Source organism: Streptomyces sp. NPDC002867, from assembly GCF_053591895.1.
The window spans coordinates 103,684-124,284 of the sequence record NZ_JBSFUR010000012.1; the positions used below are offsets into that span (position 1 = coordinate 103,684).

A 20,601-nucleotide genomic window follows, 5' to 3' on the forward strand; every position below is an offset into this window, starting at 1 on the left:
CGCCCTGCTGTAAGAGATCCCTAAAGAGCCCGCAGGCCAGGAATCCTGCCGTTGCGGAACAGGTCCACGAAGATCTGGTGGTCGGCGCGTGCCCGGGCGCCGTAGTCGTGCGCGAAGGAGACGAGCAGGTCGCCGAAGCCGTCCTCGTCCGCCGCGATCGCCGCGTCGATGGCGCGCTCGGTGGAGAACGGCACCAGCGAGTGCCCGCTCTCGTCGTCCGCCGCCGCGTGCATCGTCGCCGTCGCCCGGCCGAGATCGGCGACGACGGCGGCGATCTCCGCCGGGTCGTCGATGTCCGACCAGTCCAGGTCCACCGCGTACGGAGAGACCTCGGCGACCAGCTGGCCGGAGCCGCCCAGCTCCGTCCAGCCCAGCCACGGGTCGGCGTGGTCCTGGAGCGCGCGCTGCGAGATCACCGTGCGGTGGCCCTCGTGCTGGAAGTAGCCGCGGACGGCGGGGTCGGTGATGTGCCGGGAGACGGCCGGCGTCTGCGCCTGCTTCATGTAGATCACGACATCGTTCTCCAGGGCGTCGCTGTTGCCCTCCAGGAGGATGTTGTACGACGGGAGGCCGGCCGAGCCGATGCCGATGCCGCGCCGGCCCACCACGTCCTTGACCCGGTAGGAGTCGGGCCGGGTCAGGCTCGACTCCGGCAGCGTCTCCAGGTAGCCGTCGAAGGCGGCGAGCACCTTGTACCTCATGGCCGCGTCCAGCTCGATCGAGCCGCCGCCCGCGGCGAACCGGCGCTCGAAGTCGCGGATCTCCGTCATCGAGTCCAGAAGCGAGAACCGGGTGAGCGAGCGCGCCGTGCGCAGCGCCCCGAGCAGGGGACCTTCGGCGGTGTCGAGGGTGAAGGGCGGGACCTCTTCGGTCTTCGCGCCGGTCGCGAGGGCGTGGATGCGCTCGCGGTAGGCGGCGGCACAGATCCGCACGAGGTCGGTGATCTGCTCGTCGCCGAGCGCCTTGGTGTAGCCGATCAGGGCGAGCGAGGCGGCCAGGCGCTTGAGGTCCCAGGTGAAGGGGCCGACATAGGCCTCGTCGAAGTCGTTGACGTTGAAGATCAGGCGGCCGTTGGCGTCCATGTAGGTGCCGAAGTTCTCCGCGTGGAGATCGCCGTGGATCCACACCCGGCCGGTGCGCTCGTCCAGGAAGGGCCCGCCGTGCCGCTCGCTCTCGAGGTCGCTGTAGAACAGGCAGGCCGTGCCCCGGTAGAACGCGAAGGCGGAGGCCGCCATCTTGCGGAACTTGACCTTGAAGGCGGCCGGGTCGGCGGCCAGGAGCTCGCCGAAAGCGGTGTCGAAGACGGCGAGGATCTCCTCGCCGCGCTGCTCGGCGGTGGGCTGCGGGACCGGCATCGCGGAGTGCCTCCTGGTGCATGACAAACGGGACAGCTTTTCCGCCCCGTCCAACGCATGACGGTACGCAGGAGTGCCCGCGAAGTGTCAGTCCCGCGACGTAGACTTCCACGCTGTCCCCCGAAGCGGGGGTCTGGGGGCCGCCCCCCAGAAGACTGCAGCCCGGAGGCCCGCCACCGTGACCAAGCCGCCCTTCACGCACCTCCACGTCCACACCCAGTACTCGCTGCTGGACGGTGCCGCGCGGCTCAAGGACATGTTCGACGCGTGCAACGAGATGGGCATGACCCACATCGCCATGTCCGACCACGGCAACCTCCACGGGGCGTACGACTTCTTCCACTCCGCGAAGAAGGCCGGGGTCACCCCGATCATCGGCATCGAGGCCTATGTCGCCCCCGAGTCCCGGCGGAACAAGCGCAAGATCCTCTGGGGCCAGCCGCACCAGAAGCGGGACGACGTCTCCGGTTCCGGTGGTTACACCCACAAGACCATCTGGGCGGCGAGCGCGACGGGCCTGCACAACCTCTTCCGCCTCTCCTCCGACGCGTACGCGGAGGGCTGGCTGCAGAAGTGGCCGCGTATGGACAAGGAGACCATCTCCCAGTGGTCCGAGGGCCTGATCGCCTCCACCGGCTGCCCCTCCGGAGAGCTCCAGACCCGGCTGCGCCTCGGCCAGTTCGACGAGGCCCTCAAGTCCGCCTCCGAGTACCAGGACATCTTCGGCAAGGACCGGTACTTCCTGGAGCTGATGGACCACGGCATCGAGATCGAGCGCCGCGTCCGCGACGGACTGCTGGAGATCGGCAAGAAGCTCGGCATCCCGCCGCTGGTCACCAACGACTCGCACTACACGTATGCCCACGAGGCCGGCGCCCATGACGCGCTGCTGTGCATCCAGACCGGCAAGAACCTCTCGGATCCCGACCGCTTCAAGTTCGACGGCACCGGCTACTACCTGAAGTCGACCGACGAGATGTACGCGATCGACTCCTCGGACGCCTGGCAGGAGGGCTGCCGCAACACCCTCCTGGTGGCCGAGCAGGTCGACACCACCGGCATGTTCGAGAAGCGCGACCTCATGCCGAAGTTCGACATCCCCGAGGGCCACACCGAGGTCACCTGGTTCAAGGAGGAAGTCCAGCGCGGCATGCACCGCCGCTTCCCGGACGGCATCCCCGAGGACCGCCGGCGCCAGGCGGAGTACGAGATGGACGTCATCATCCAGATGGGGTTCCCGGGGTACTTCCTCGTCGTCGCCGACTTCATCATGTGGGCCAAGAACCAGGGCATCGCGGTGGGCCCGGGCCGAGGATCCGCGGCCGGTTCGATCGTCGCGTACGCCATGGGCATCACCGACCTCGACCCCATCCCGCACGGTCTGATCTTCGAGCGCTTCCTCAACCCCGAGCGCGTCTCCATGCCCGATGTCGACATCGACTTCGACGAGCGCAGGCGCGTCGAGGTGATCAGGTACGTGACCGAGAAGTACGGCGCCGACAAGGTCGCCATGATCGGCACGTACGGCAAGATCAAGGCGAAGAACGCGATCAAGGACTCCGCCCGCGTGCTGGGCTACCCGTACGCGATGGGCGACCGGCTCACCAAGGCCATGCCCGCCGACGTCCTCGGCAAGGGCATCGACCTCAACGGCATCACCGACCCCTCGCACCCCCGCTACAGCGAGGCCGGCGAGATCCGCGGGATGTACGAGAACGAGCCGGACGTGAAGAAGGTCATCGACACCGCCAAGGGCGTCGAGGGCCTGGTCCGGCAGATGGGCGTGCACGCCGCCGGCGTGATCATGTCCAGCGAGACCATCACCGAGCACGTCCCTGTGTGGGTCAGGCACACCGACGGCGTCACCATCACCCAGTGGGACTACCCGAGCTGCGAGTCGCTCGGCCTGCTGAAGATGGACTTCCTCGGCCTGCGCAACCTGACGATCATGGACGACGCCGTCAAGATGGTGAAGTCCAACAAGGGCATCGACATCGACCTGCTCGCCCTGCCGCTCGACGACCCGAAGACCTTCGAGCTGCTCCAGCGCGGTGACACCCTCGGCGTCTTCCAGTTCGACGGCGGCCCCATGCGGTCCCTGCTGCGGCTGATGAAGCCCGACAACTTCGAAGACATCTCCGCCGTGTCCGCGCTCTACCGCCCGGGCCCGATGGGCATGAACTCGCACACCAACTACGCCCTGCGCAAGAACAAGCAGCAGGAGATCACGCCGATCCACAAGGAGCTGGAGGAGCCGCTCAGGGAGGTCCTGGACGTCACCTACGGCCTGATCGTCTACCAGGAGCAGGTCCAGAAGGCCGCCCAGATCATCGCCGGTTACTCGCTCGGCGAGGCCGACATCCTCCGCCGCGTCATGGGCAAGAAGAAGCCCGACGAGCTGGCGAAGAACTTCACCATCTTCCAGGCCGGCGCCCGGAAGAACGGCTACAGCGACGAGGCCATCCAGGCCCTGTGGGACGTGCTGGTCCCCTTCGCCGGATACGCCTTCAACAAGGCACACTCCGCCGCGTACGGACTCGTCTCCTACTGGACGGCGTTCCTCAAGGCCAACCACCCCGCCGAGTACATGGCGGCTCTGCTCACCTCGGTCAAGGACGACAAGGACAAGTCGGCCGTCTATCTGAACGAGTGCCGGCGCATGGGCATCAAGGTCCTGCCGCCCAACGTCAACGAGTCGATGTCCAACTTCGCCGCCCAGGGCGACGACGTGATCCTCTTCGGCCTCACCGCCGTGCGCAACGTCGGCCAGAACGTGGTGGAGTCGATCATCAAGACCCGCAAGGCCAAGGGGAAGTACAGCTCCTTCCCCGACTTCCTCGACAAGGTCGAGGCCGTCGTCTGCAACAAGCGCACCATCGAGTCGCTCATCAAGGCCGGCGCCTTCGACACCATGGGCCACACCCGCAAGGGCCTGGTCGCGCACCACGAGCCGATGATCGACAACGTGGTGGCGGTCAAGCGCAAGGAGGCCGAGGGGCAGTTCGACCTCTTCGGCGGCATGGGCGAGGAGGAGAGCAGCGAGCCCGGCTTCGGACTCGACGTCGAGTTCTCCGACGTCGAGTGGGACAAGTCCTATCTGCTCGCGCAGGAGCGGGAGATGCTCGGCCTCTACGTCTCCGACCACCCGCTGTTCGGCATCGAGCACGTCCTCAGCGGCAAGACGGACGCGGCGATCTCCCAGCTGACCGGCGGCGAGCACGCGGACGGCGCGGTCGTCACCATCGGCGGCATCATCTCCGGTCTGCAGCGCAAGATGACCAAGCAGGGCAACGCCTGGGCGATCGCCACCGTCGAGGACCTCGCCGGCTCCATCGAGTGCATGTTCTTCCCGGCGACGTACCAGCTCGTGTCCACGCAGCTCGTCGAGGACACCGTGGTCTTCGTCAAGGGGCGGCTCGACAAGCGGGAGGACGTCCCGCGGCTCGTCGCCATGGAGCTGATGGTCCCCGACCTGTCGTCGGCCGGGACCAACGCGCCGGTCGTCCTGACCATCCCGACCGTCAAGGTCACCCCGCCCATGGTCAGCCGCCTCGGCGAGATCCTCAGCCACCACAAGGGCAACACCGAGGTGCGGATCAAGCTCCAGGGTCCGCGCAAGACCACGGTGCTCCGGCTCGACCGGCACCGGGTCCAGCCCGATCCCGCCCTGTTCGGCGACCTCAAGGTGCTGCTCGGCCCGTCCTGCCTGGCCGGCTAGGGGGTGTCCGGCCAAGATCCGCCGGACACCCCCTCAGCCGCCTGCCGGCACGCAGAAGGGGCGCGCCCGTCGTCAGGGGCGCGCCCCTTCTGCCCATCAAGTCCGTCAGTTGTGGCCGAAGCGCTTCTGCCGTCCCTTGTGGGCGACATCGGACGGCGTGACCTGCGCCGCGCGCTGCTCGGCCTGCGCCTCCATGGACGACTTGGTGGCCTCCTGGTGGCCGCGCTCCGCCGGCGAGGACTTCTGACTGCGCTCACGGTTCTTGTTCTTGGCCATGGTGGGTGCCTCCTGTGGGTTCTAGGGGCCAGGGCCGCTGTCAGGCTCACATAGCCGAACAACCCGCGCATTTTGGATCATTGCGGACCGTAATCGCCCGCCGGAGTCCTGGACTCGCCCGATCCGCCACGCCGATGATCGAGTTCCGGCCGTCAACCCTGCGGCAGTCGGGCAGACTCGAAGGAAACCCGGAACAATCCCTGATCCGGACCTTTCCCGACCTCCGAGTTCCCGATGGCCACCGCACAAGCGGTGATCGCGGAAGGGCTCCGGAACGTCGCCGAAAGAGTCCCCGAAAGAGGGTGGAACGCGTGGACCGCTGCGTCGTCCTGGTGGACGCCGGATATCTGCTGGGCGCCGCCGCGAGCCTTCTCGCGGGAGAACCGGCGCGGTCGCGGATCACCGTCGATCATTCCGCCCTCATCCAAGGCCTGCGCGACCTCGCCGAGGCCGACACCGAACGCCCGCTGCTCCGCATCTACTGGTTCGACGGCGCCCCCGACCGGGTGCCCCAGCCCGAGCACCGCAGGCTGCGCGTGATGCCGCGCGTCACCGTCCGGCTGGGCGCCCTGACCCGCAGCGACGGCCGCTGGGCGCAGAAGGGCGTCGACGCGGCCATGCACGCCGAACTCACCGAACTGGCCAGGAACCGCGCCTGCTCCGACGTGGTGCTTGTCACCGGCGACGGCGACCTCCTGCCCGGTCTGATGTCCGCGAAGGAACACGGCGTCGCCGTCCACCTGTGGGCCGTCCAGGCCGCCGACGGCGACTACAACCAGTCCGAGGACCTCGTCGCCGAGGCCGACGAACGCCGCGTTCTCGACCGGGCCTGGATCACCCGCGCCGTACGGGCCAAGGAGCTGAGCGGCATCTGCGCCCCGGCCCCCGTGCCCCGCCCCGAGATCGCCGCCATCCTGTCCGCGCCGCTGCCCGAGTCGGCGCTCGCCGCCTCCGACGAGCGCGCGGCCGACACCACCCCACGCAACGGCACACCGACCGCGTCCGCCGACGCCGCCACCGGCACCGCATCCGCACCCGCCCCCTCCAAGGGCGTGCCCACGCCCAAGGACCTCGCCGGACTGCGCGCCCCCGGCCTGCACCACGCGCCGGCCACCCCCGCGAACGCCACCCTGCGCTGGTCCTCCGACAAGGGCTGGATCGACCGCTCCGGCCAGGGAGCCCTCGGCGAGCCGCCCGAGAGCGCGTCCCTGCCCACCCTCGCCCAGCTCACCAGTGCCGAGCAGCGCTGGGCCGACCGCGAGGAGGACATCACCACCGTCGGCGGCGACCCCTTCGAAGTGGGCCAGGTCTTCGCGCGCCGCTGGATGGAGCGGCTGCCCGAGGCGGGCCACGTGCAGAACCTGTCCAGCATGTACCCGCGCATCCCGCACCGCATCGACGGTGAACTGCTGCGCTACGCCGCGCGTTTCGGACTTCTCGCCCACAAGGACGACCAGATCGACGAGCACGACCGCTATGCCATCCGCGCGGGATTCTGGCGCGAGATCGACGTGAGAACGGCCGCCGAGCACGCCCCGACGGGGGAGCAGTCGGGGCCCGAGGGCATCCGGGGCGGCCGGACCCCGTAGTCTCGTACCTCGTGAGTACGGTGTGCGTGGTGCGGGATCTGGTCAAGACGTACCCCGCCGCGCGCGGCAGGAGGGGCACGCCCGGGACACCCGAGGTGCGGGCCACCGACGGGATCAGTCTCGACGTCCGGCGCGGCGAGATCTTCGGCCTGCTCGGACCCAACGGCGCCGGCAAGTCCACCCTCGTCCGCCAGCTCACCGGGCTCATGCGCCCCGACTCCGGCAGCGTCGAGCTCCTCGGCCACGACCTGGTGCGCCACCCCGAACGGGCGGCCCGGCTCGTCGGCTACCTCGGCCAGGAGTCCACCGCCCTCGACGAACTGACCGTCGCCCTCGCCGCCGAGACCACCGGGCGGCTGCGCGGACTGACCGTACGGCAGGCACGCGACGAACGCGACGCCGTCCTGGACGAGCTCGGACTCACCGCCCTCGCCGCGCGCCCCCTCAAGAAGCTGTCCGGCGGCCAGCGGCGCCTCGCCTGTTTCGCGGCGACCCTTGTCGGCGAGCGGCCCGTCCTCGTCCTCGACGAGCCGACGACCGGCATGGACCCCGTCGCCCGGCGTGCCGTGTGGGCGGCCGTCGACCGCCGTCGCGCCGAACACGGTGCGACCGTGCTCCTCGTCACCCACAACGTCATCGAGGCCGAGACCGTCCTCGACCGCGTCGCCGTTCTCGACCAGGGCCGCGTCATCGCCTGCGACACTCCCTCCGGGCTCAAGGAGCGGGTGGCGGGCGAGGTCCGCGTCGAGCTGGTGTGGCGCGAGCGGGCGCCGCTGGACGTTCCCGAGGTCGCCGCGCTGCAGGACTTCGCACAGGAGTCGGGCCGCCGCTGGGTGCTGCGGCTCGCGCCGGAGGAGGCGCGGGCCGCGGTCGCCGCGGTGACGGGCGGCGCGGCGTTCGCGGCGCTCGACGACTTCACGCTGGCCACCCCGAGTCTGGAGGACGTGTACTTGGCACTCGGCGGGAACGCGACGAAGGGGCTGGTCAAGGCGTGAGCATCATCTCCGCCGCATCGGCGAGGACCGTGCGCGGGGCTGCCCCCGTCCCGGAGGGCGCCGCACCGCTCGCGCCACGGGCGCGACTGCTGCCGGCGCTCGCCGCGGTGTACCGCGCGCAGCTGTCCCGGGCGCGGGTCGCCCGGATCCCGCTGCTGTTCGTCGCGACCTTCCAGTCCGTCGGGATCATGGTCCTGATGCGCGGGGTCGTCGACGGCGGCGCCGAGGCGAAAGCGGTCGTCGCCGGCGCGAGCGTGCTCGTCGTCGCCTTCGTCGCGCTGAACCTGCTCGCGCAGTACTTCGGGCAGCTGCGTGCCGGGGGCGGCCTCGACCACTACGCCACGCTGCCGGTGCCGCCCGCGGCGGTGGTGCTCGGGGCGGCCGGGGCGTACGCCTCCTTCACCGTGCCGGGCACCGTCGTGACGGCCGTCGCCGGCAGCGTGCTCTTCCAGCTGCCGCTGACGCACCTGTGGGTGCTGGCCGCGGTGATCCCGCTGTCCGGCGCGGCACTCGCCGGCCTGGGCGCGGCCCTCGGCCTGCTCGCGCCGCGCCAGGAGCTGGCCACGCTGCTCGGCCAGCTGGGCATGTCGGCGGCACTGCTGCTCGGGGTGCTCCCGGCCGACCGGCTGCCGGGACCGATCTCGTACGCGCGCGACCTGCTGCCCTCCACGTACGGCGTCGAGGCGCTCGCCCGTACCTTCGACGCGCGCCCCGACTGGGCGGCGGTCGGCCTCGACCTGGCGGTCTGCGCGGCCGTCGGCGTGGTGTCGCTGGCGGTGGCGACGTGGGCGTACCGGCGGGCGGCAGTCCGGTGAGGCGTCACTCGGGTGAGCCTGGCACGATGGCGGTGTGACCGCACCGCTGACTCCTCCTCACCGGCCGAACCGGCAGCCCTCGGGCGACAACCCCTGGCAGGCACCGCCCACCGGCCCTGTCCCCGCGGGTGCGACCTGGACGGGCGACGGGCCGGCCCCGAAGGACGGGCCGGACACGGACGACCTGAGGAAGGACCTCAAGGACGGCGCCGTGGTGCTGGTGGCCGTGACGGTGCTCGGTGTGGTGCTCGGGCTGCTGTGGCTGTGGCTGGCGCCGCGGGTGCCCCTGGTCTCCAACGAGCGCGGCGTCTTCCTCAAGGACACGGAGGGAGAGGAGGCCATCGGCGCGGACGGAACGTTTGTGCTGCTGGCGGCCGGGCTGGGCGCGCTGAGCGCGGCGGCCGTCTTCCTGTATCGCCGCCGCGGCGGAATCGTCCTGGTGCTGGCCCTCGCGCTCGGCGGCCTGCTGGCCTCGCTGCTCGGCTGGGGCGTGGGCGTCTGGTTCGGCCCGACGCAGGACGTGGTGGAACACGCGCGCCAGGTGGGCGAAGGCGTGACGTTCGACGCGTATCTGGAACTGGGCGCCAAGAACGCGCTGCTGGCGTGGCCGTTGGCGGCGATGGCGGTGCACCTGGGGCTGACGAGCCTCTTCGCGCCGCATGACCCGGAGCCGGAGCTCGGCCCGCACGGGCCGTGGCCGGGCTCGTCCTGAGTTACTCCACCCCGCCCCTTCCCGCCGTATCGATGTGCGGCTCCCCCCGGACCCCGTCGTCCTGCGCCCGGGCGGGCGCGGGCCGAGGCTTCGGCCCGGATCGGGCGTCCTGCGCCTCGGTGGCCGTCGTGCTTGGGGGCTTGCCCCTGACTCCGCGGGCCTGGCCCGAGCCGCCCCTGTCCGCCGGGCCTGGCGGCCGTGGGCGGGGGCGTCCGGAAGGAAGCCAGGAAGTACAGTGCCCCGCACGCGGCTGATTCGCGCGGCGAGATCCGCCCCGCCGACGACGGGGGCTCGGGGCCGGAAGCTCGGCCTCGCCGGCGTCTGAGGCGCGGGGTTCGGGGCGGAGCCCCGGGAAAGCTAGGCGCGCCCGATCGGGGCCACTGTCGCCGATGTCAGGTCGGCCAGCGCCTCCGGGGACAGCTCGACCTCCAGCCCGCGGCGGCCCGCCGAGATGCAGATCGTCTCGTGGGACGACGCCGACGCGTCCAGGACCGTCGGGAGGCGCTTGCGCTGGCCCAGGGGCGAGATGCCGCCGCGTACGTAGCCCGTCGTGCGTTCCGCCGCCGCCGGGTCCGCCATCGTCGCGCGCTTGCCGCCCACCGCCGCCGCCAGGGCCTTCAGGTCGAGCTGGCCCGCGACCGGGACCACCGCCACCGTCAGGGCGCCGTCCACGTCCGCGACGAGGGTCTTGAAGACGCGGTCGGCCGGGACACCGAGCGCCTCCGCCGCCTCCTCGCCGTACGACGGCGTCGACGGGTCGTGGTCGTACGCGTGGAGCGTGAACGGCGTGCCCGCGGCCGTCAGGGCAACCGTCGCCGGAGTGCCACCCGTGCCGCCCGACTGCTTCTTCTGCTTCTTCGCCACCTGAGTGGTCCCTCCCGTCAGTTGGGGCTCGTCGGCTGCCTCGTGAGGTCCACCATCGGCAACGACGGAAGGTGCCGCAGCACTGCCGTCTCCCCCCGCAGCAGCTTCAGTTCCTCGCGCAGCCGCGTCGCCGTGTCCGGTGCCTGGAGCAGCCGCTGCTTCGTGGGGGTGTCCAGCACCGCCGCCGCGGCGACCAGGTACGACACCACCGAGGGCTCGTCCGGCAGCTCCGCCCCCGTCGAGAGCGTCCGCTCACGCGCACCCGCCAGCCGCTGCTGGTAGTTGCGGAAGGCCCGCAGCACGCCCTCGGCGAGTGCGCCCGCACCCTCACCCGGCTCCTCGGGGAGCTCCTCCAGCTCCGCCGTCAGGAACGGACCGCTCGCGTCCACCGACAGCAGCCGCACCCGGGTCGTACCGGTCGCCAGGACCTCGAAGCTGCCGTCCTCCCGCTCCCGGATCGTCGCCGCGTCCGCGATGCAGCCCACCCGGTGGAACGCCTGGATCGGGTCGGACCCGAAACCGGCGGCGGGTCCGCGCTCGACGAGCGTCGTGGGGTCGGGCATGCCGGGCGCGGTCGGCGCGACCTCCCGCCCGTCCCGGATGGCGACGACGGCGAAGCGCCTCGGCTCCTCCTCGTCCGTCTTCAGCAGTTCCCGCATCATGGCGCGATAACGCTCCTCGAAGACGTTCAGGGGCAGCACGAGGCCGGGGAACAGCACCGAGTTCAGCGGGAAGAGGGGGAGGCGAGCGGTGGTCACAGCGGTCAAGAGTAATGGGCGCGGGTGCGGGCCCCGCGCCCGCGCCCGCGCAGCGGCATCGTGGACGCGACCTCGCTCCGCACCCCGTCCCGCGCCCGCAGGAACTGACCGAGCGGATCGTCCGTCACCGACGTCCAGGGGAAGGAGGTCGCGTAGGGGCCGATCAGCCGGAACTGCGCCAGCGCGTCCGTCCACCGCCCCCGCGCCACGAGCACGTACGTGAGCAGGTTGCGGACCTCGGCCGGCCAGGGGTCCCCGGCCGCGTAGTCCGCGGAGAGCACGACGGCGAGATCCGCCGCCGCGTCGATCCGGTCCTCCTCGACCGACGTGGTCGGCTCGCCGGTCAGCAGCTGGGCGAACGCCGCCCGGACCGGCAGCGCCTGGACCAGCGAACCCGGCAGCGCGTCGGCCGCCGCCTCCTCGGCGAAGTCGAAGCACTCGCGGTGGGAGCCGTACCACTGGGCGGACAGGTACTTCAGCGCCGCCACATGGCAGCCGTAGTGGTGCGACGACCGTCGGATGGCCCGTTCCCACAGGGACTCGAACGCCGTGTGCGTCGCGTGCGTCCCGCGGGCGTGGTCCAGCGCGATGCGCCACGGCACGGGGTCGTTCGGTTCGGCGTCCGCCGCCGCGTCGATCAGCGGGCCGACCTCGCGCAGCCGCTCGGCGCGCGCCGGCGACTCCCACGCCCGCGCGACCGCGAGCTGCGCCTTCACGAGCAGGGCGTCCGCGTCGCGGGGCGACGCGCCCAGCCAGCTGCCGAGCCATTCGTCCCGGTTCCTGGCGAAGGCGGCGAGCCGCGACACGTACCGGTCGCGGTTCTCCCATTCGGCTGATTCGCGTGTGGTCGCGAGCAGCTTCGCGGCCCCTTCGTACTCGCCCTCGGCGGCCGCGACGAGCGCGGGACCGAGCCGCTCGTCGGGGGCGTCGAGCAGCACCGCGTCGTCGGGCACGAGGCCGTCGGACAGCCCGGGCGTATGACGGATCATGCGCGCGGCACGGGTCAGGGCGCGAAGGAAAGACATGGTGCGGACCATTGAAAACCGCAGGTGAGCGCGGCGCCAGAGCCCACCTGTGAATCTTTGGTAGCGGCGGAAAGGTTGCTCGGGGGCGGGTCAAGACAAGGCAAAAGAAACGCCGCTCCGCGCCTTATCCGCGCCGCAGCAGACGGGAGGCTCCCGCCGCCACCGTGGTCGCCAGAATCCACCCGAGAAGCACCAGCGCCGCCGAAGCCCATTGCCAGTGCTCGTCAAGTCTCCAATAGCCGTCCTGGCCGAGATTGATCACCGGAATGAGCAGATCCAGCGCGTACAGAGCCGGATTCCATTCCGGGTGCTCCTCCTTCTTGATCGGATCCGGGGCCACCTGCGCGAAGGCGATGGTGCCCGCCGCCCACAGCACCGCCATCCACAGCGCCGCCCGGCCGGGCCGGTAGCCGTACGCCACGGTCCAGTCCTGCAGGTAGCCCCACAGCTTCGCGGCCAGCGGCAGCGTCTCCCGCCGCCGGCGCTGCTTGGCCAGCAGCACCTCGCGGGCGTCCGCGTCCTCGCCGCAGTTGCGCAGCACGGTCGCGAGCCGTTCGTACGGCTCCGGGGAGTACTCCGGCGTCGCCGAGGTCACCCACTCCAGCCGGCGCGACAACGGGAACTCCTCGTAGGGGACGAGGTTTTCGTAGACGAAGCCGCCCATCGCCAGACCGCCCGGCCCCGGCCAGCTCGCCGCCAGGTCGATCAGCGTCACCACCTTGGCGCCGTTCAGCACGACCCGGCCCTCCTCGGGACGCTCCGCGTTGAACCGCAGCTCCGGTGTCGTGATCCGGCGCAGCGACAGCTCCTCGTGCGGGCTCAGCACGAACCGCGCGCGGTTCAGGTCGACCGCGTCGCCGAACCGCCCGTCGTCCAGGCGCACCCCGCCGTAGCACTCGAAGGGCTGCAGCCGCGAGCCGCGCACCGCTGCCCCCGCGGTGTTGATCCCGAACGGGGGAGTGGCGCCCTGGTTGCCGGTGGCGACGCTCACCCAGGCGCCCGTCATGTACAGCGTGCGCTCCACGCTCAGCTGCGGGGCGTTCAGCGCGCGCCGCTCGGCGGCTGCCCGCAGCCGGCTGCCGCGCAGACTGAGCGAGACGCCGATCTTCGCGCCGCGCAGGCTGAACTCCCCGTACGTCTCGATCAGTTCGGCCTGTAAGTCCTGGGCGACCGACAGGCCGTCCGCGGTGATGGCACGCCCGCGGCGGTCCGGGCGCACATGGATCTGGTTGATCAGCAGGTCCGTGCCGATCTGAGCGTCGGTGAGCCGGATGCCGTGCTCCACCCGGCAGCGCGGCATGTGCAGATCGCCCTCCGTGCGCAGCCGGGCCGCCTCGATGCGCGGAATCGCGCAGCCGACCAGGCGCACCGTGGTGAAGTGCGCCTCGGGCATCAGCAGCTCGTTCTCGAAGCGGCAGCCGTTGAGCTCGACGTAGGGGCCGATGCTGCCTCCGGCGAGCTTGAGCGTGCCGGTGATCTGGACGCCGCGCAGCTTGAGCGCGGCGACCCGCCCCGGCCGTGCGGACGGCCCGCTCAGCAGCAGCCGCGCCACGGTGGACGCGCGGACGCTGCGCTCGGGGCCCCAGGGGCGCGGGGAGAACGGGTCGTTCAGCAGGGGATCGGTGTCGCTGAGGTCGTGCGTGCTTCCGTTTCTGAAGGCGTTCCACATGTTCTGCTCGGCCGGGCTCAGTCCCTCCGGGGGCCCGTCGTCAAGCGGCTCGGTCACTGCCGCTCCTCCGCTCGTTGGCTCGTACAGCTGTTCTTCCCGCTGAGTGACGGCCTGAACGCTAGTGGTGAGGGTCGGCCGGAGATGACTGGGGTGGCTGTTTTTGGCCTCCGGGAGCGGTGGGGGCCGGGTTACGGCCACGCCCGTATCAGTGACTGATACGGAAAACAACCGCCGGATCCAGGTCTGAGAGAATTGGTTCCGTGATCTCTCGAATCGATCTGCGCGGCGACGCCCTCCCGGAGGGCGGCGCTCTGCGCGACCTGCTGCCCCGTGCCGATTTCGACGTGGAAGCCGCCCTGGAGAAGGTGCGGCCGATCTGCGAGGACGTGCATCATCGTGGCGACGCGGCGCTGATCGAGTACGCGGAGACGTTCGACGGGGTCGTCCTCGACCAGGTGCGCGTGCCCGCCGCCGCCCTCACCCGGGCGCTGAACGAGCTCGACGCCGAGGTCAGGGCCGCCCTGGAGGAGTCGATCCGGCGCGCCAGGATCGTCCACCGCGCCCAGCGCCGCAAGGACCACACCACGCAGGTCGTCCCCGGCGGCACCGTCACCGAGAAGTGGGTCCCCGTCGACCGCGTCGGGCTCTACGCCCCCGGCGGCCGGTCCGTCTACCCCTCCTCCGTGATCATGAACGTGGTGCCCGCGCAGGAGGCCGGCGTCCCGTCCCTCGCGCTGGCGTCCCCCGCGCAGAAGGAGTTCGGCGGCCTTCCGCACCCCACCATCCTCGCGGCCTGCGCGCTGCTCGGCGTCGACGAGGTGTACGCGGTGGGCGGCGCCACCGCCGTCGCGATGTTCGCGTACGGCACCGAGTCCTGCCCGCCGGCCAACATGGTCACCGGCCCCGGCAACATCTGGGTCGCCGCGGCCAAGCGGTACTTCACCGGCCGCATCGGCATCGACGCCGAGGCCGGCCCCACCGAGATCGCGATCCTCGCCGACTCGACCGCCGACCCGGTGCACGTCGCCGCCGACCTGATCAGCCAGGCCGAGCACGACCCGCTGGCCGCGGCCGTGCTCGTCACCGACTCCGAGGAGCTCGCCGCCGCGGTCGAGCGCGAGCTGGAGCCGCAGGTCGCGGCCACCAAGCACGTCGAGGACCGGATCAGGCCCGCGCTGGCCGGCAGGCAGTCCGCGATCGTCCTGGTCTCCTCGGTCGAGGACGGTCTCAAGGTCGTCGACGCGTACGGCGCCGAACACCTGGAGATCCAGACCTCCGACGCCGGCGACATCGCGGCCCGTGTCCGCAACGCGGGCGCGATCTTCGTCGGCCCGTGGGCGCCCGTGTCGCTCGGCGACTACGCCGCCGGCTCCAACCACGTCCTGCCCACCGGTGGGTGCGCCTGCCACTCCTCGGGCCTGTCCGTGCAGTCGTTCCTGCGCGGCATCCACATCGTGGACTACACGCGCGAGGCGCTCGCCGAGGTCGCCCACCACGTGGTGACGCTGGCCGAGGCGGAGGACCTGCCCGCGCACGGGGCCGCCCTGAAGGCCCGGTTCGACTGGAAGGTGCCGGGACAGTGAGCGAGAACATCGGCATTGACGACCTGCCGATCCGGGACGAGCTGCGCGGCAAGTCCCCCTACGGCGCGCCCCAGCTCGACGTCCCCGTCCGGCTGAACACCAACGAGAACCCCTACCCGCTGCCCGAGCCGCTCGTCGAGCGGATCGCCGAGCGCGTGCGCGACGCCGCGCGCGGGCTGAACCGGTACCCCGACCGGGACGCGGTCGAGCTGCGCACCGAGCTGGCGCGCTACCTCACCCGCACGACCGGCCACGAGGTCGCGCTCGCCAACGTCTGGGCCGCCAACGGCTCCAACGAGGTCATCCAGCAGCTGCTGCAGACCTTCGCCGGCCCGGGGCGGGTCGCCATCGGCTTCGAGCCGTCCTACTCCATGCACGGGCTGATCTCCCGAGGCACCGGCACGGGCTGGATCTCCGGCCCCCGTGGCGACGACTTCACCATCGACGTCGGCAAGGCGCGGGCCGCCATCGCCGAGCACCGGCCGGACGTCGTCTTCGTCACCACGCCCAACAACCCCACCGGCACCGCGGTCGACGCCGACACCGTCCTCGCGCTGTACGAGGCCGCGCAGGCGGCCAAGCCGTCCCTCGTCGTGGTGGACGAGGCGTACGTGGAGTTCAGCCACCACCCCTCGCTGCTGCCGCTCATCGAGGGCCGGCCGAACCTGGTGATCTCGCGCACGATGTCGAAGGCGTTCGGCGCGGCCGGGCTGCGCCTCGGCTACCTCGCCGCGCACCCCGCGGTGGTCGACGCCGTCCAGCTGGTGCGCCTGCCGTACCACCTGTCGGCCGTCACCCAGGCCACCGCGCTGGCCGCCCTGGAGCACACCGATACGCTCCTCGGGTACGTCGAGCAGCTGAAGACCGAACGGGACCGGCTGGTCGAGGAGCTGCGCGCCATCGGCTACGAAGTCACCGACTCCGACGCCAATTTCGTGCAGTTCGGGCGCTTCGACGGCGAGGGCGGCGCGCAGGCGATGTGGCAGAAGATCCTCGACCACGGCGTGCTGGTCCGTGACAACGGCGTACCGGGCCGGCTGCGGGTCACCGCCGGTACGCCCGAAGAGAACGACGCGTTCCTCGATGCGGTTCGCGCACTGAAGAAGGAGCAGAGCTCATGAGCCGCACTGGACGGGTCGAGCGCACCACCAAGGAGACCTCGGTCGTCGTCGAGATAGACCTCGACGGCACCGGCAAGGTCGACGTCGCCACCGGCGTCGGTTTCTTCGACCACATGCTGGACCAGCTCGGCAGGCACGGCCTGTTCGACCTGACCGTCAAGACCGACGGCGACCTGCACATCGACACCCACCACACCATCGAGGACACCGCCCTCGCGCTCGGCGCCGCCTTCAAGCAGGCCCTCGGCGACAAGGTCGGCATCTACCGCTTCGGCAACTGCACCGTGCCGCTGGACGAGTCCCTCGCGCAGGTCACCGTCGACCTCTCGGGCCGCCCGTACCTGGTGCACACCGAGCCGGAGAACATGGCGCCGATGATCGGCACCTACGACACGACGATGACCCGGCACATCCTGGAGTCCTTCGTCGCCCAGGCGCAGATCGCCCTGCACGTCCACGTCCCGTACGGGCGCAACGCGCACCACATCGTCGAGTGCCAGTTCAAGGCCCTCGCCCGCGCCCTGCGCTACGCCTCGGAGCGCGACCCGCGCGCCGTCGGCATTCTTCCCTCCACGAAGGGCGCGCTGTAAGACGATGACCGGCCTGTCCACCATCCTCATCGTCGTCGGGCTGTTCCTCGCCGGCGGTGTCTACTCCTTCTCCAAACAGAAGATGCCCAAGGGGCCCATCGTGCTGCTGACCGCGGCCTCCGCGATGTGCCTGGTCGCCGGCGTCCTGCGGATTCAGGGAATCTGGGAGTAGCAGCATGAGCGCACAGAAGAAAGTCGTCGTCTTCGACTACGGCTTCGGCAACGTCCGTTCCGCCGAGCGCGCCCTCGCGCGCGTCGGCGCGGACGTCGAGATCACCCGTGACTACGACAGGGCCATGAACGCCGACGGGCTGCTCGTCCCCGGCGTCGGCGCCTTCGCCGCCTGCATGGAGGGCCTGACCCAGGCCCGCGGCAACTGGATCGTCGACCGAAGGCTCTCCGGCGGCCGGCCCGTCATGGGCATCTGCGTCGGCATGCAGATCCTGTTCGCGCGTGGCATCGAGCACGGCGTCGAGACCGACGGCCTCGACGAATGGCCCGGCACCGTCGGGCCGCTGAAGGCCCCGGTCGTGCCCCACATGGGCTGGAACACCGTCGAGGCGCCCGCGGACAGCGAGCTCTTCGCCGGAGTCGACGACGACGCGCGGTTCTACTTCGTGCACTCCTACGCGGTGCACGAGTGGAACTTCGAGGCCACCAACGCCGCCATGCGCGCGCCCAAGGTCACCTGGTCCACGCACGGCGAGTCCTTCGTCGCCGCCGTCGAGAACGGCGCGCTGTGGGCCACCCAGTTCCACCCCGAGAAGTCCGGCGACGCCGGCGCCCAGCTGCTGACCAATTGGATCGAGACGCTCTGATGCCGAAGCTTGAACTCCTCCCCGCAGTCGACGTCCGCGACGGCCAGGCCGTCCGCCTCGTCCATGGCGAGTCCGGTACGGAGACCTCCTACGGCTCCCCGCTGGAGGCCGCCCTCGCCTGGCAGCGCGCGGGCGCCGAGTGGCTGCACCTCGTCGATCTGGACGCCGCCTTCGGCACCGGCGACAACCGCGACCTGATCGCCGAGGTCGCCGGCGCCATGGACATCAAGGTCGAACTGTCCGGCGGCATCCGCGACGACGCCTCCCTCGCGGCCGCGCTCGCCACCGGCTGCCGGCGCGTCAACCTCGGCACCGCCGCGCTGGAGACCCCCGAGTGGGTCGCCAAGGTCATCGCCGAGTACGGCGACAGGATCGCCGTCGGCCTCGACGTGCGGGGCACCACCCTGCGCGGACGCGGCTGGACCCGCGACGGCGGCGACCTGTACGAGACCCTGGCCCGCCTCGACTCCGAGGGCTGCGCCCGGTACGTGGTCACCGACATCGCCAAGGACGGCACGCTCCAGGGCCCCAACCTGGAGCTGCTGCGGAACGTCTGCGCCGCGACCGACAAGCCCGTCGTCGCCTCCGGCGGCGTCTCCTCCCTCGACGACCTGCGCGCCCTCGCGTCCCTGGTGCCCGAGGGCGTCGAGGGCGCGATCGTCGGAAAGGCGCTGTACGCCAAGGCGTTCACGCTGGAAGAGGCCCTGGCGGCGGTGTCCGCATGACGGAAGCCGTACGCCGGATCGGCTCGGGCGGTCCGTGGGAGGAGTCCTTCGGCTACTCCCGCGCCGTCCAGCTGCCCAACGGCCTGGTCCTCGTCTCCGGCTGCACCTCCGTCGTCGGCGGCGAGATCTCCGCGGGCGGACCGTTCGAGCAGACGATGACCGCGTTCGGGGCGGCGATCGACGCCCTGAAGGAACTCGGTCTCGGCGCCGAGGACGTCGTGCGCACCCGTATGTACATCACCCATGCCCGGGACGTGGACGAAGTGGGCCGCGCGCACAAGGAGTTGTTCGGCGCGGTCCGTCCGGCCGCGTCGATGCTCATCGTCTCCGGCTTCGTCGACCCCTCGCTGGTCGTCGAAGTCGAGGTCGAGGCGTACCGGCCCACCGCAACCGAAGGAGGTGCCGCATGACCCTCGCGGTCCGCGTGATCCCCTGCCTGGACGTCGACGCCGGCCGGGTCGTCAAGGGCGTCAACTTCCAGAACCTGCGCGACGCGGGCGACCCCGTCGAGATGGCCAAGCTGTACGACGCCGAAGGCGCCGACGAGCTCACCTTCCTCGACATCACCGCCTCGTCCGGAAACCGGGAGACCACCTACGACGTGGTGCGCCGCACCGCCGAACAGGTCTTCATCCCGCTCACCGTCGGCGGCGGCGTGCGCAGCGCCGAGGACGTCGACAAGCTGCTGCGCGCGGGCGCCGACAAGGTCGGTGTCAACACCGCGGCGATCGCCCGCCCCGAGCTGATCCGCGAGATCGCCGAGCGGTTCGGCCGCCAGGTGCTGGTGCTGTCCGTCGACGCACGGCGGACCGCGGCGGGGTCGTTCGAGGTCACCACGCACGGCGGCCGCAAGGGCACCGGCATCGACGCCGTCGAATGGGCGCACCGGGCCGCCGAGCTGGGCGCCGGCGAGATCCTGCTCAACTCGATGGACGCCGACGGCACCAAGGACGGCTACGACACCGAGATGATCGCGGCCGTGCGGAAGCACGTGACGGTCCCGGTGATCGCGTCCGGCGGCGCCGGCAAGCTGGCCGACTTCCCGCCGGCCGTGGACGCGGGCGCGGACGCGGTGCTCGCCGCCTCCGTGTTCCACTTCGGCGACCTGCGGATCTCCCAGGTCAAGGACGCCCTGCGGGCGGCGGGCCACCCGGTCCGCTGATGCGCGAACCGAAGGGGTCCCGGGAGAACGTCCCGGGACCCCTTCGGCACGTCCGCACCTCCCGCGCGCCCGTACGGGTGTGCCCCGCACAGGGCCGGACACGTGCGGGAACCCTCTCGCAGGCGCGCCGGGCCCCCTACACCCCTAGCTGCGCCTCACGGACCCGCGCGATCGCGTCCTTGTCGCCCTCCAGGTCCACCCGCGTCGCGTCCTGGCGGCCGAAGGCGAAGAGCAACAGCTCGCCGGGCTCCCCGGTCACCGTCACCACCGGCGTACCGCGATGCGCCACCGCCGTCCGCCCGTCCGGCCGGCGCAGCACCAGACCCACCGGCGACCTGCGCCCGAGCAGCCGCGCGCCCTTCTCCAGGCGCGACCACAGCACGTTCTCGAAGACCTTGTCCAGATCACGCGGCGCCCAGTCCGGCTGTGCCCGCCGCACGTCCTCGGCATGGACGAAGAACTCGATCGTGTTCGCCGCCTCGTCGACCTGTTTGATGGCGTACGGGGACATCCGCGGCGGCCCTGTACGGATCATCAGGACCAGCTCGTCGTACGGCTTCGCCGCGAACTCCGCCTGGATCCGCTCCGCACGGTCCTTGAGCGCCTTGATCAGGATCCCGCCGGCGGCGTCCGGCCTGCGCTCGCGCATCACCACGTGCGCCGCCAGCTCCCGGGTCGTCCAGCCGTGGCACAGGGTCGCGGCCTCCGGCCCCGCCGCCTCCAACACATCCGCGAGCAGAAGTCGTTCGCGCTTCGCATGGGTCGACATGCCCGCCAGCGTACGGCGGCCCCGCCGGGTCCGCCCAGTGGACGCACCGTCCCGGCC

The 20,601-nt window shown here is 71.3% G+C and carries 20 protein-coding genes; 13 read left to right on the plus strand and 7 right to left on the minus strand.

Annotated features, from left to right (window positions below; genetic code table 11):
- Positions 1–20 precede the first annotated feature (20 nt).
- A complete protein-coding gene (locus tag ACWD0A_RS14720; RefSeq protein ID WP_451298018.1) occupies positions 21–1,355 on the minus strand; it encodes a DUF2252 domain-containing protein in 1,335 nt (444 codons plus the stop codon).
- A 178-nt stretch (positions 1,356–1,533) separates the two neighbouring features.
- Between ACWD0A_RS14720 and dnaE the strand changes: the two genes are divergently transcribed.
- The gene (gene dnaE / locus ACWD0A_RS14725; protein WP_451298020.1) at positions 1,534–5,073 is read left to right on the plus strand and encodes a DNA polymerase III subunit alpha; all 3,540 of its coding nucleotides are present in this window, start codon (positions 1,534–1,536) and stop codon (positions 5,071–5,073) included.
- Between the two features lie 105 nt (positions 5,074–5,178).
- On the opposite strand, the gene ACWD0A_RS14730 is transcribed toward dnaE, so the two are convergent.
- Positions 5,179–5,349, minus strand: coding sequence for a hypothetical protein (locus ACWD0A_RS14730; protein ID WP_307715974.1), 171 nt, complete (start codon positions 5,347–5,349; stop codon positions 5,179–5,181).
- 302 nt (positions 5,350–5,651) lie between these two features.
- Here ACWD0A_RS14730 and ACWD0A_RS14735 point away from each other — a divergent pair, with 302 nt between their 5' ends.
- The 4 genes from ACWD0A_RS14735 to ACWD0A_RS14750 are packed head-to-tail and all read left to right on the plus strand — an operon-like array spanning position 5,652 to position 9,460.
- A complete protein-coding gene (locus ACWD0A_RS14735) occupies positions 5,652–6,938 on the plus strand; it encodes an NYN domain-containing protein (RefSeq protein WP_307715975.1) in 1,287 nt (428 codons plus the stop codon).
- A 20-nt stretch (positions 6,939–6,958) separates the two neighbouring features.
- The gene (locus ACWD0A_RS14740) at positions 6,959–7,933 is read left to right on the plus strand and encodes an ABC transporter ATP-binding protein (protein WP_307717876.1); all 975 of its coding nucleotides are present in this window, start codon (positions 6,959–6,961) and stop codon (positions 7,931–7,933) included.
- Positions 7,930–8,748, plus strand: coding sequence for an ABC transporter permease (locus ACWD0A_RS14745; RefSeq protein ID WP_451298022.1), 819 nt, complete (start codon positions 7,930–7,932; stop codon positions 8,746–8,748). Before ACWD0A_RS14740 ends, ACWD0A_RS14745 begins: the two co-directional genes overlap by 4 nt.
- 34 nt (positions 8,749–8,782) lie before the next feature.
- Positions 8,783–9,460, plus strand: a complete 678-nt coding sequence (locus tag ACWD0A_RS14750) for an ABC transporter permease (protein ID WP_451298024.1) — start codon at positions 8,783–8,785, stop codon at positions 9,458–9,460.
- 357 nt (positions 9,461–9,817) lie between these two features.
- Here ACWD0A_RS14750 and ybaK read toward each other — a convergent pair whose 3' ends face one another.
- From ybaK to ACWD0A_RS14770, 4 genes are all read right to left on the minus strand, one after another.
- Positions 9,818–10,324, minus strand: a complete 507-nt coding sequence (gene ybaK / locus ACWD0A_RS14755; protein WP_451298026.1) for a Cys-tRNA(Pro) deacylase — start codon at positions 10,322–10,324, stop codon at positions 9,818–9,820.
- 17 nt (positions 10,325–10,341) lie between these two features.
- Entirely contained in the window at positions 10,342–11,082 is a 741-nt protein-coding gene (locus ACWD0A_RS14760) for an LON peptidase substrate-binding domain-containing protein (protein ID WP_451298028.1), read from the minus strand.
- 5 nt (positions 11,083–11,087) lie between these two features.
- A complete protein-coding gene (locus ACWD0A_RS14765) occupies positions 11,088–12,119 on the minus strand; it encodes a hypothetical protein (RefSeq protein WP_451298030.1) in 1,032 nt (343 codons plus the stop codon).
- Between the two features lie 112 nt (positions 12,120–12,231).
- Complete coding sequence (locus ACWD0A_RS14770; RefSeq protein ID WP_451298032.1) at positions 12,232–13,833, minus strand: oxidoreductase; 1,602 nt, start codon at positions 13,831–13,833, stop codon at positions 12,232–12,234.
- Positions 13,834–14,036: 203 nt separating this feature from the next.
- Here ACWD0A_RS14770 and hisD point away from each other — a divergent pair, with 203 nt between their 5' ends.
- The 8 genes from hisD to hisF are packed head-to-tail and all read left to right on the plus strand — an operon-like array spanning position 14,037 to position 19,775.
- A complete protein-coding gene (gene hisD, locus ACWD0A_RS14775) occupies positions 14,037–15,359 on the plus strand; it encodes a histidinol dehydrogenase (protein WP_451298034.1) in 1,323 nt (440 codons plus the stop codon).
- Positions 15,356–16,480 (plus strand): histidinol-phosphate transaminase, encoded by a 1,125-nt coding sequence (locus ACWD0A_RS14780; RefSeq protein ID WP_451298036.1) that lies wholly within the window; start codon positions 15,356–15,358, stop codon positions 16,478–16,480. Before hisD ends, ACWD0A_RS14780 begins: the two co-directional genes overlap by 4 nt.
- The gene (hisB, locus tag ACWD0A_RS14785) at positions 16,477–17,070 is read left to right on the plus strand and encodes an imidazoleglycerol-phosphate dehydratase HisB (RefSeq protein ID WP_451298038.1); all 594 of its coding nucleotides are present in this window, start codon (positions 16,477–16,479) and stop codon (positions 17,068–17,070) included. The genes ACWD0A_RS14780 and hisB overlap by 4 nt, the downstream gene beginning before the upstream one ends.
- 4 nt (positions 17,071–17,074) lie before the next feature.
- Complete coding sequence (locus ACWD0A_RS14790) at positions 17,075–17,242, plus strand: hypothetical protein (RefSeq protein ID WP_451298040.1); 168 nt, start codon at positions 17,075–17,077, stop codon at positions 17,240–17,242.
- A 4-nt stretch (positions 17,243–17,246) separates the two neighbouring features.
- Complete coding sequence (gene hisH, locus ACWD0A_RS14795) at positions 17,247–17,888, plus strand: imidazole glycerol phosphate synthase subunit HisH (RefSeq protein ID WP_451298042.1); 642 nt, start codon at positions 17,247–17,249, stop codon at positions 17,886–17,888.
- Positions 17,888–18,613: a bifunctional 1-(5-phosphoribosyl)-5-((5-phosphoribosylamino)methylideneamino)imidazole-4-carboxamide isomerase/phosphoribosylanthranilate isomerase PriA gene (gene priA, locus ACWD0A_RS14800; RefSeq protein ID WP_451298044.1), complete on the plus strand. Its 726-nt coding sequence runs from the start codon at positions 17,888–17,890 to the stop codon at positions 18,611–18,613. Before hisH ends, priA begins: the two co-directional genes overlap by 1 nt.
- Positions 18,610–19,023: a RidA family protein gene (locus tag ACWD0A_RS14805; RefSeq protein WP_451298046.1), complete on the plus strand. Its 414-nt coding sequence runs from the start codon at positions 18,610–18,612 to the stop codon at positions 19,021–19,023. Before priA ends, ACWD0A_RS14805 begins: the two co-directional genes overlap by 4 nt.
- On the plus strand, positions 19,020–19,775 hold the full coding sequence (hisF, locus tag ACWD0A_RS14810; RefSeq protein WP_451298048.1) for an imidazole glycerol phosphate synthase subunit HisF: 756 nt from the start codon (positions 19,020–19,022) through the stop codon (positions 19,773–19,775). Before ACWD0A_RS14805 ends, hisF begins: the two co-directional genes overlap by 4 nt.
- A 136-nt stretch (positions 19,776–19,911) precedes the next feature.
- On the opposite strand, the gene ACWD0A_RS14815 is transcribed toward hisF, so the two are convergent.
- Entirely contained in the window at positions 19,912–20,544 is a 633-nt protein-coding gene (locus ACWD0A_RS14815; protein WP_451298050.1) for a TIGR03085 family metal-binding protein, read from the minus strand.
- Positions 20,545–20,601 lie beyond the last annotated feature (57 nt).

Excerpts from the sequence above, each read along its gene's own strand:
- ACWD0A_RS14720 (WP_451298018.1), bottom strand. The coding sequence starts at position 1,355 with ATGCCGGTCCCGCAGCCCACCGCCGAGCAGCGCGGCGAGGAGATCCTC.
- ACWD0A_RS14730 (WP_307715974.1), bottom strand. The coding sequence starts at position 5,349 with ATGGCCAAGAACAAGAACCGTGAGCGCAGTCAGAAGTCCTCGCCGGCG.
- ACWD0A_RS14765 (WP_451298030.1), bottom strand. The coding sequence starts at position 12,119 with ATGGTCCGCACCATGTCTTTCCTTCGCGCCCTGACCCGTGCCGCGCGC.
- hisB (WP_451298038.1), top strand. The coding sequence starts at position 16,477 with ATGAGCCGCACTGGACGGGTCGAGCGCACCACCAAGGAGACCTCGGTC.
- ACWD0A_RS14790 (WP_451298040.1), top strand. The coding sequence starts at position 17,075 with ATGACCGGCCTGTCCACCATCCTCATCGTCGTCGGGCTGTTCCTCGCC.
- hisH (WP_451298042.1), top strand. The coding sequence starts at position 17,247 with ATGAGCGCACAGAAGAAAGTCGTCGTCTTCGACTACGGCTTCGGCAAC.
- priA (WP_451298044.1), top strand. The coding sequence starts at position 17,888 with ATGCCGAAGCTTGAACTCCTCCCCGCAGTCGACGTCCGCGACGGCCAG.
- ACWD0A_RS14805 (WP_451298046.1), top strand. The coding sequence starts at position 18,610 with ATGACGGAAGCCGTACGCCGGATCGGCTCGGGCGGTCCGTGGGAGGAG.
- hisF (WP_451298048.1), top strand. The coding sequence starts at position 19,020 with ATGACCCTCGCGGTCCGCGTGATCCCCTGCCTGGACGTCGACGCCGGC.
- ACWD0A_RS14815 (WP_451298050.1), bottom strand. The coding sequence starts at position 20,544 with ATGTCGACCCATGCGAAGCGCGAACGACTTCTGCTCGCGGATGTGTTG.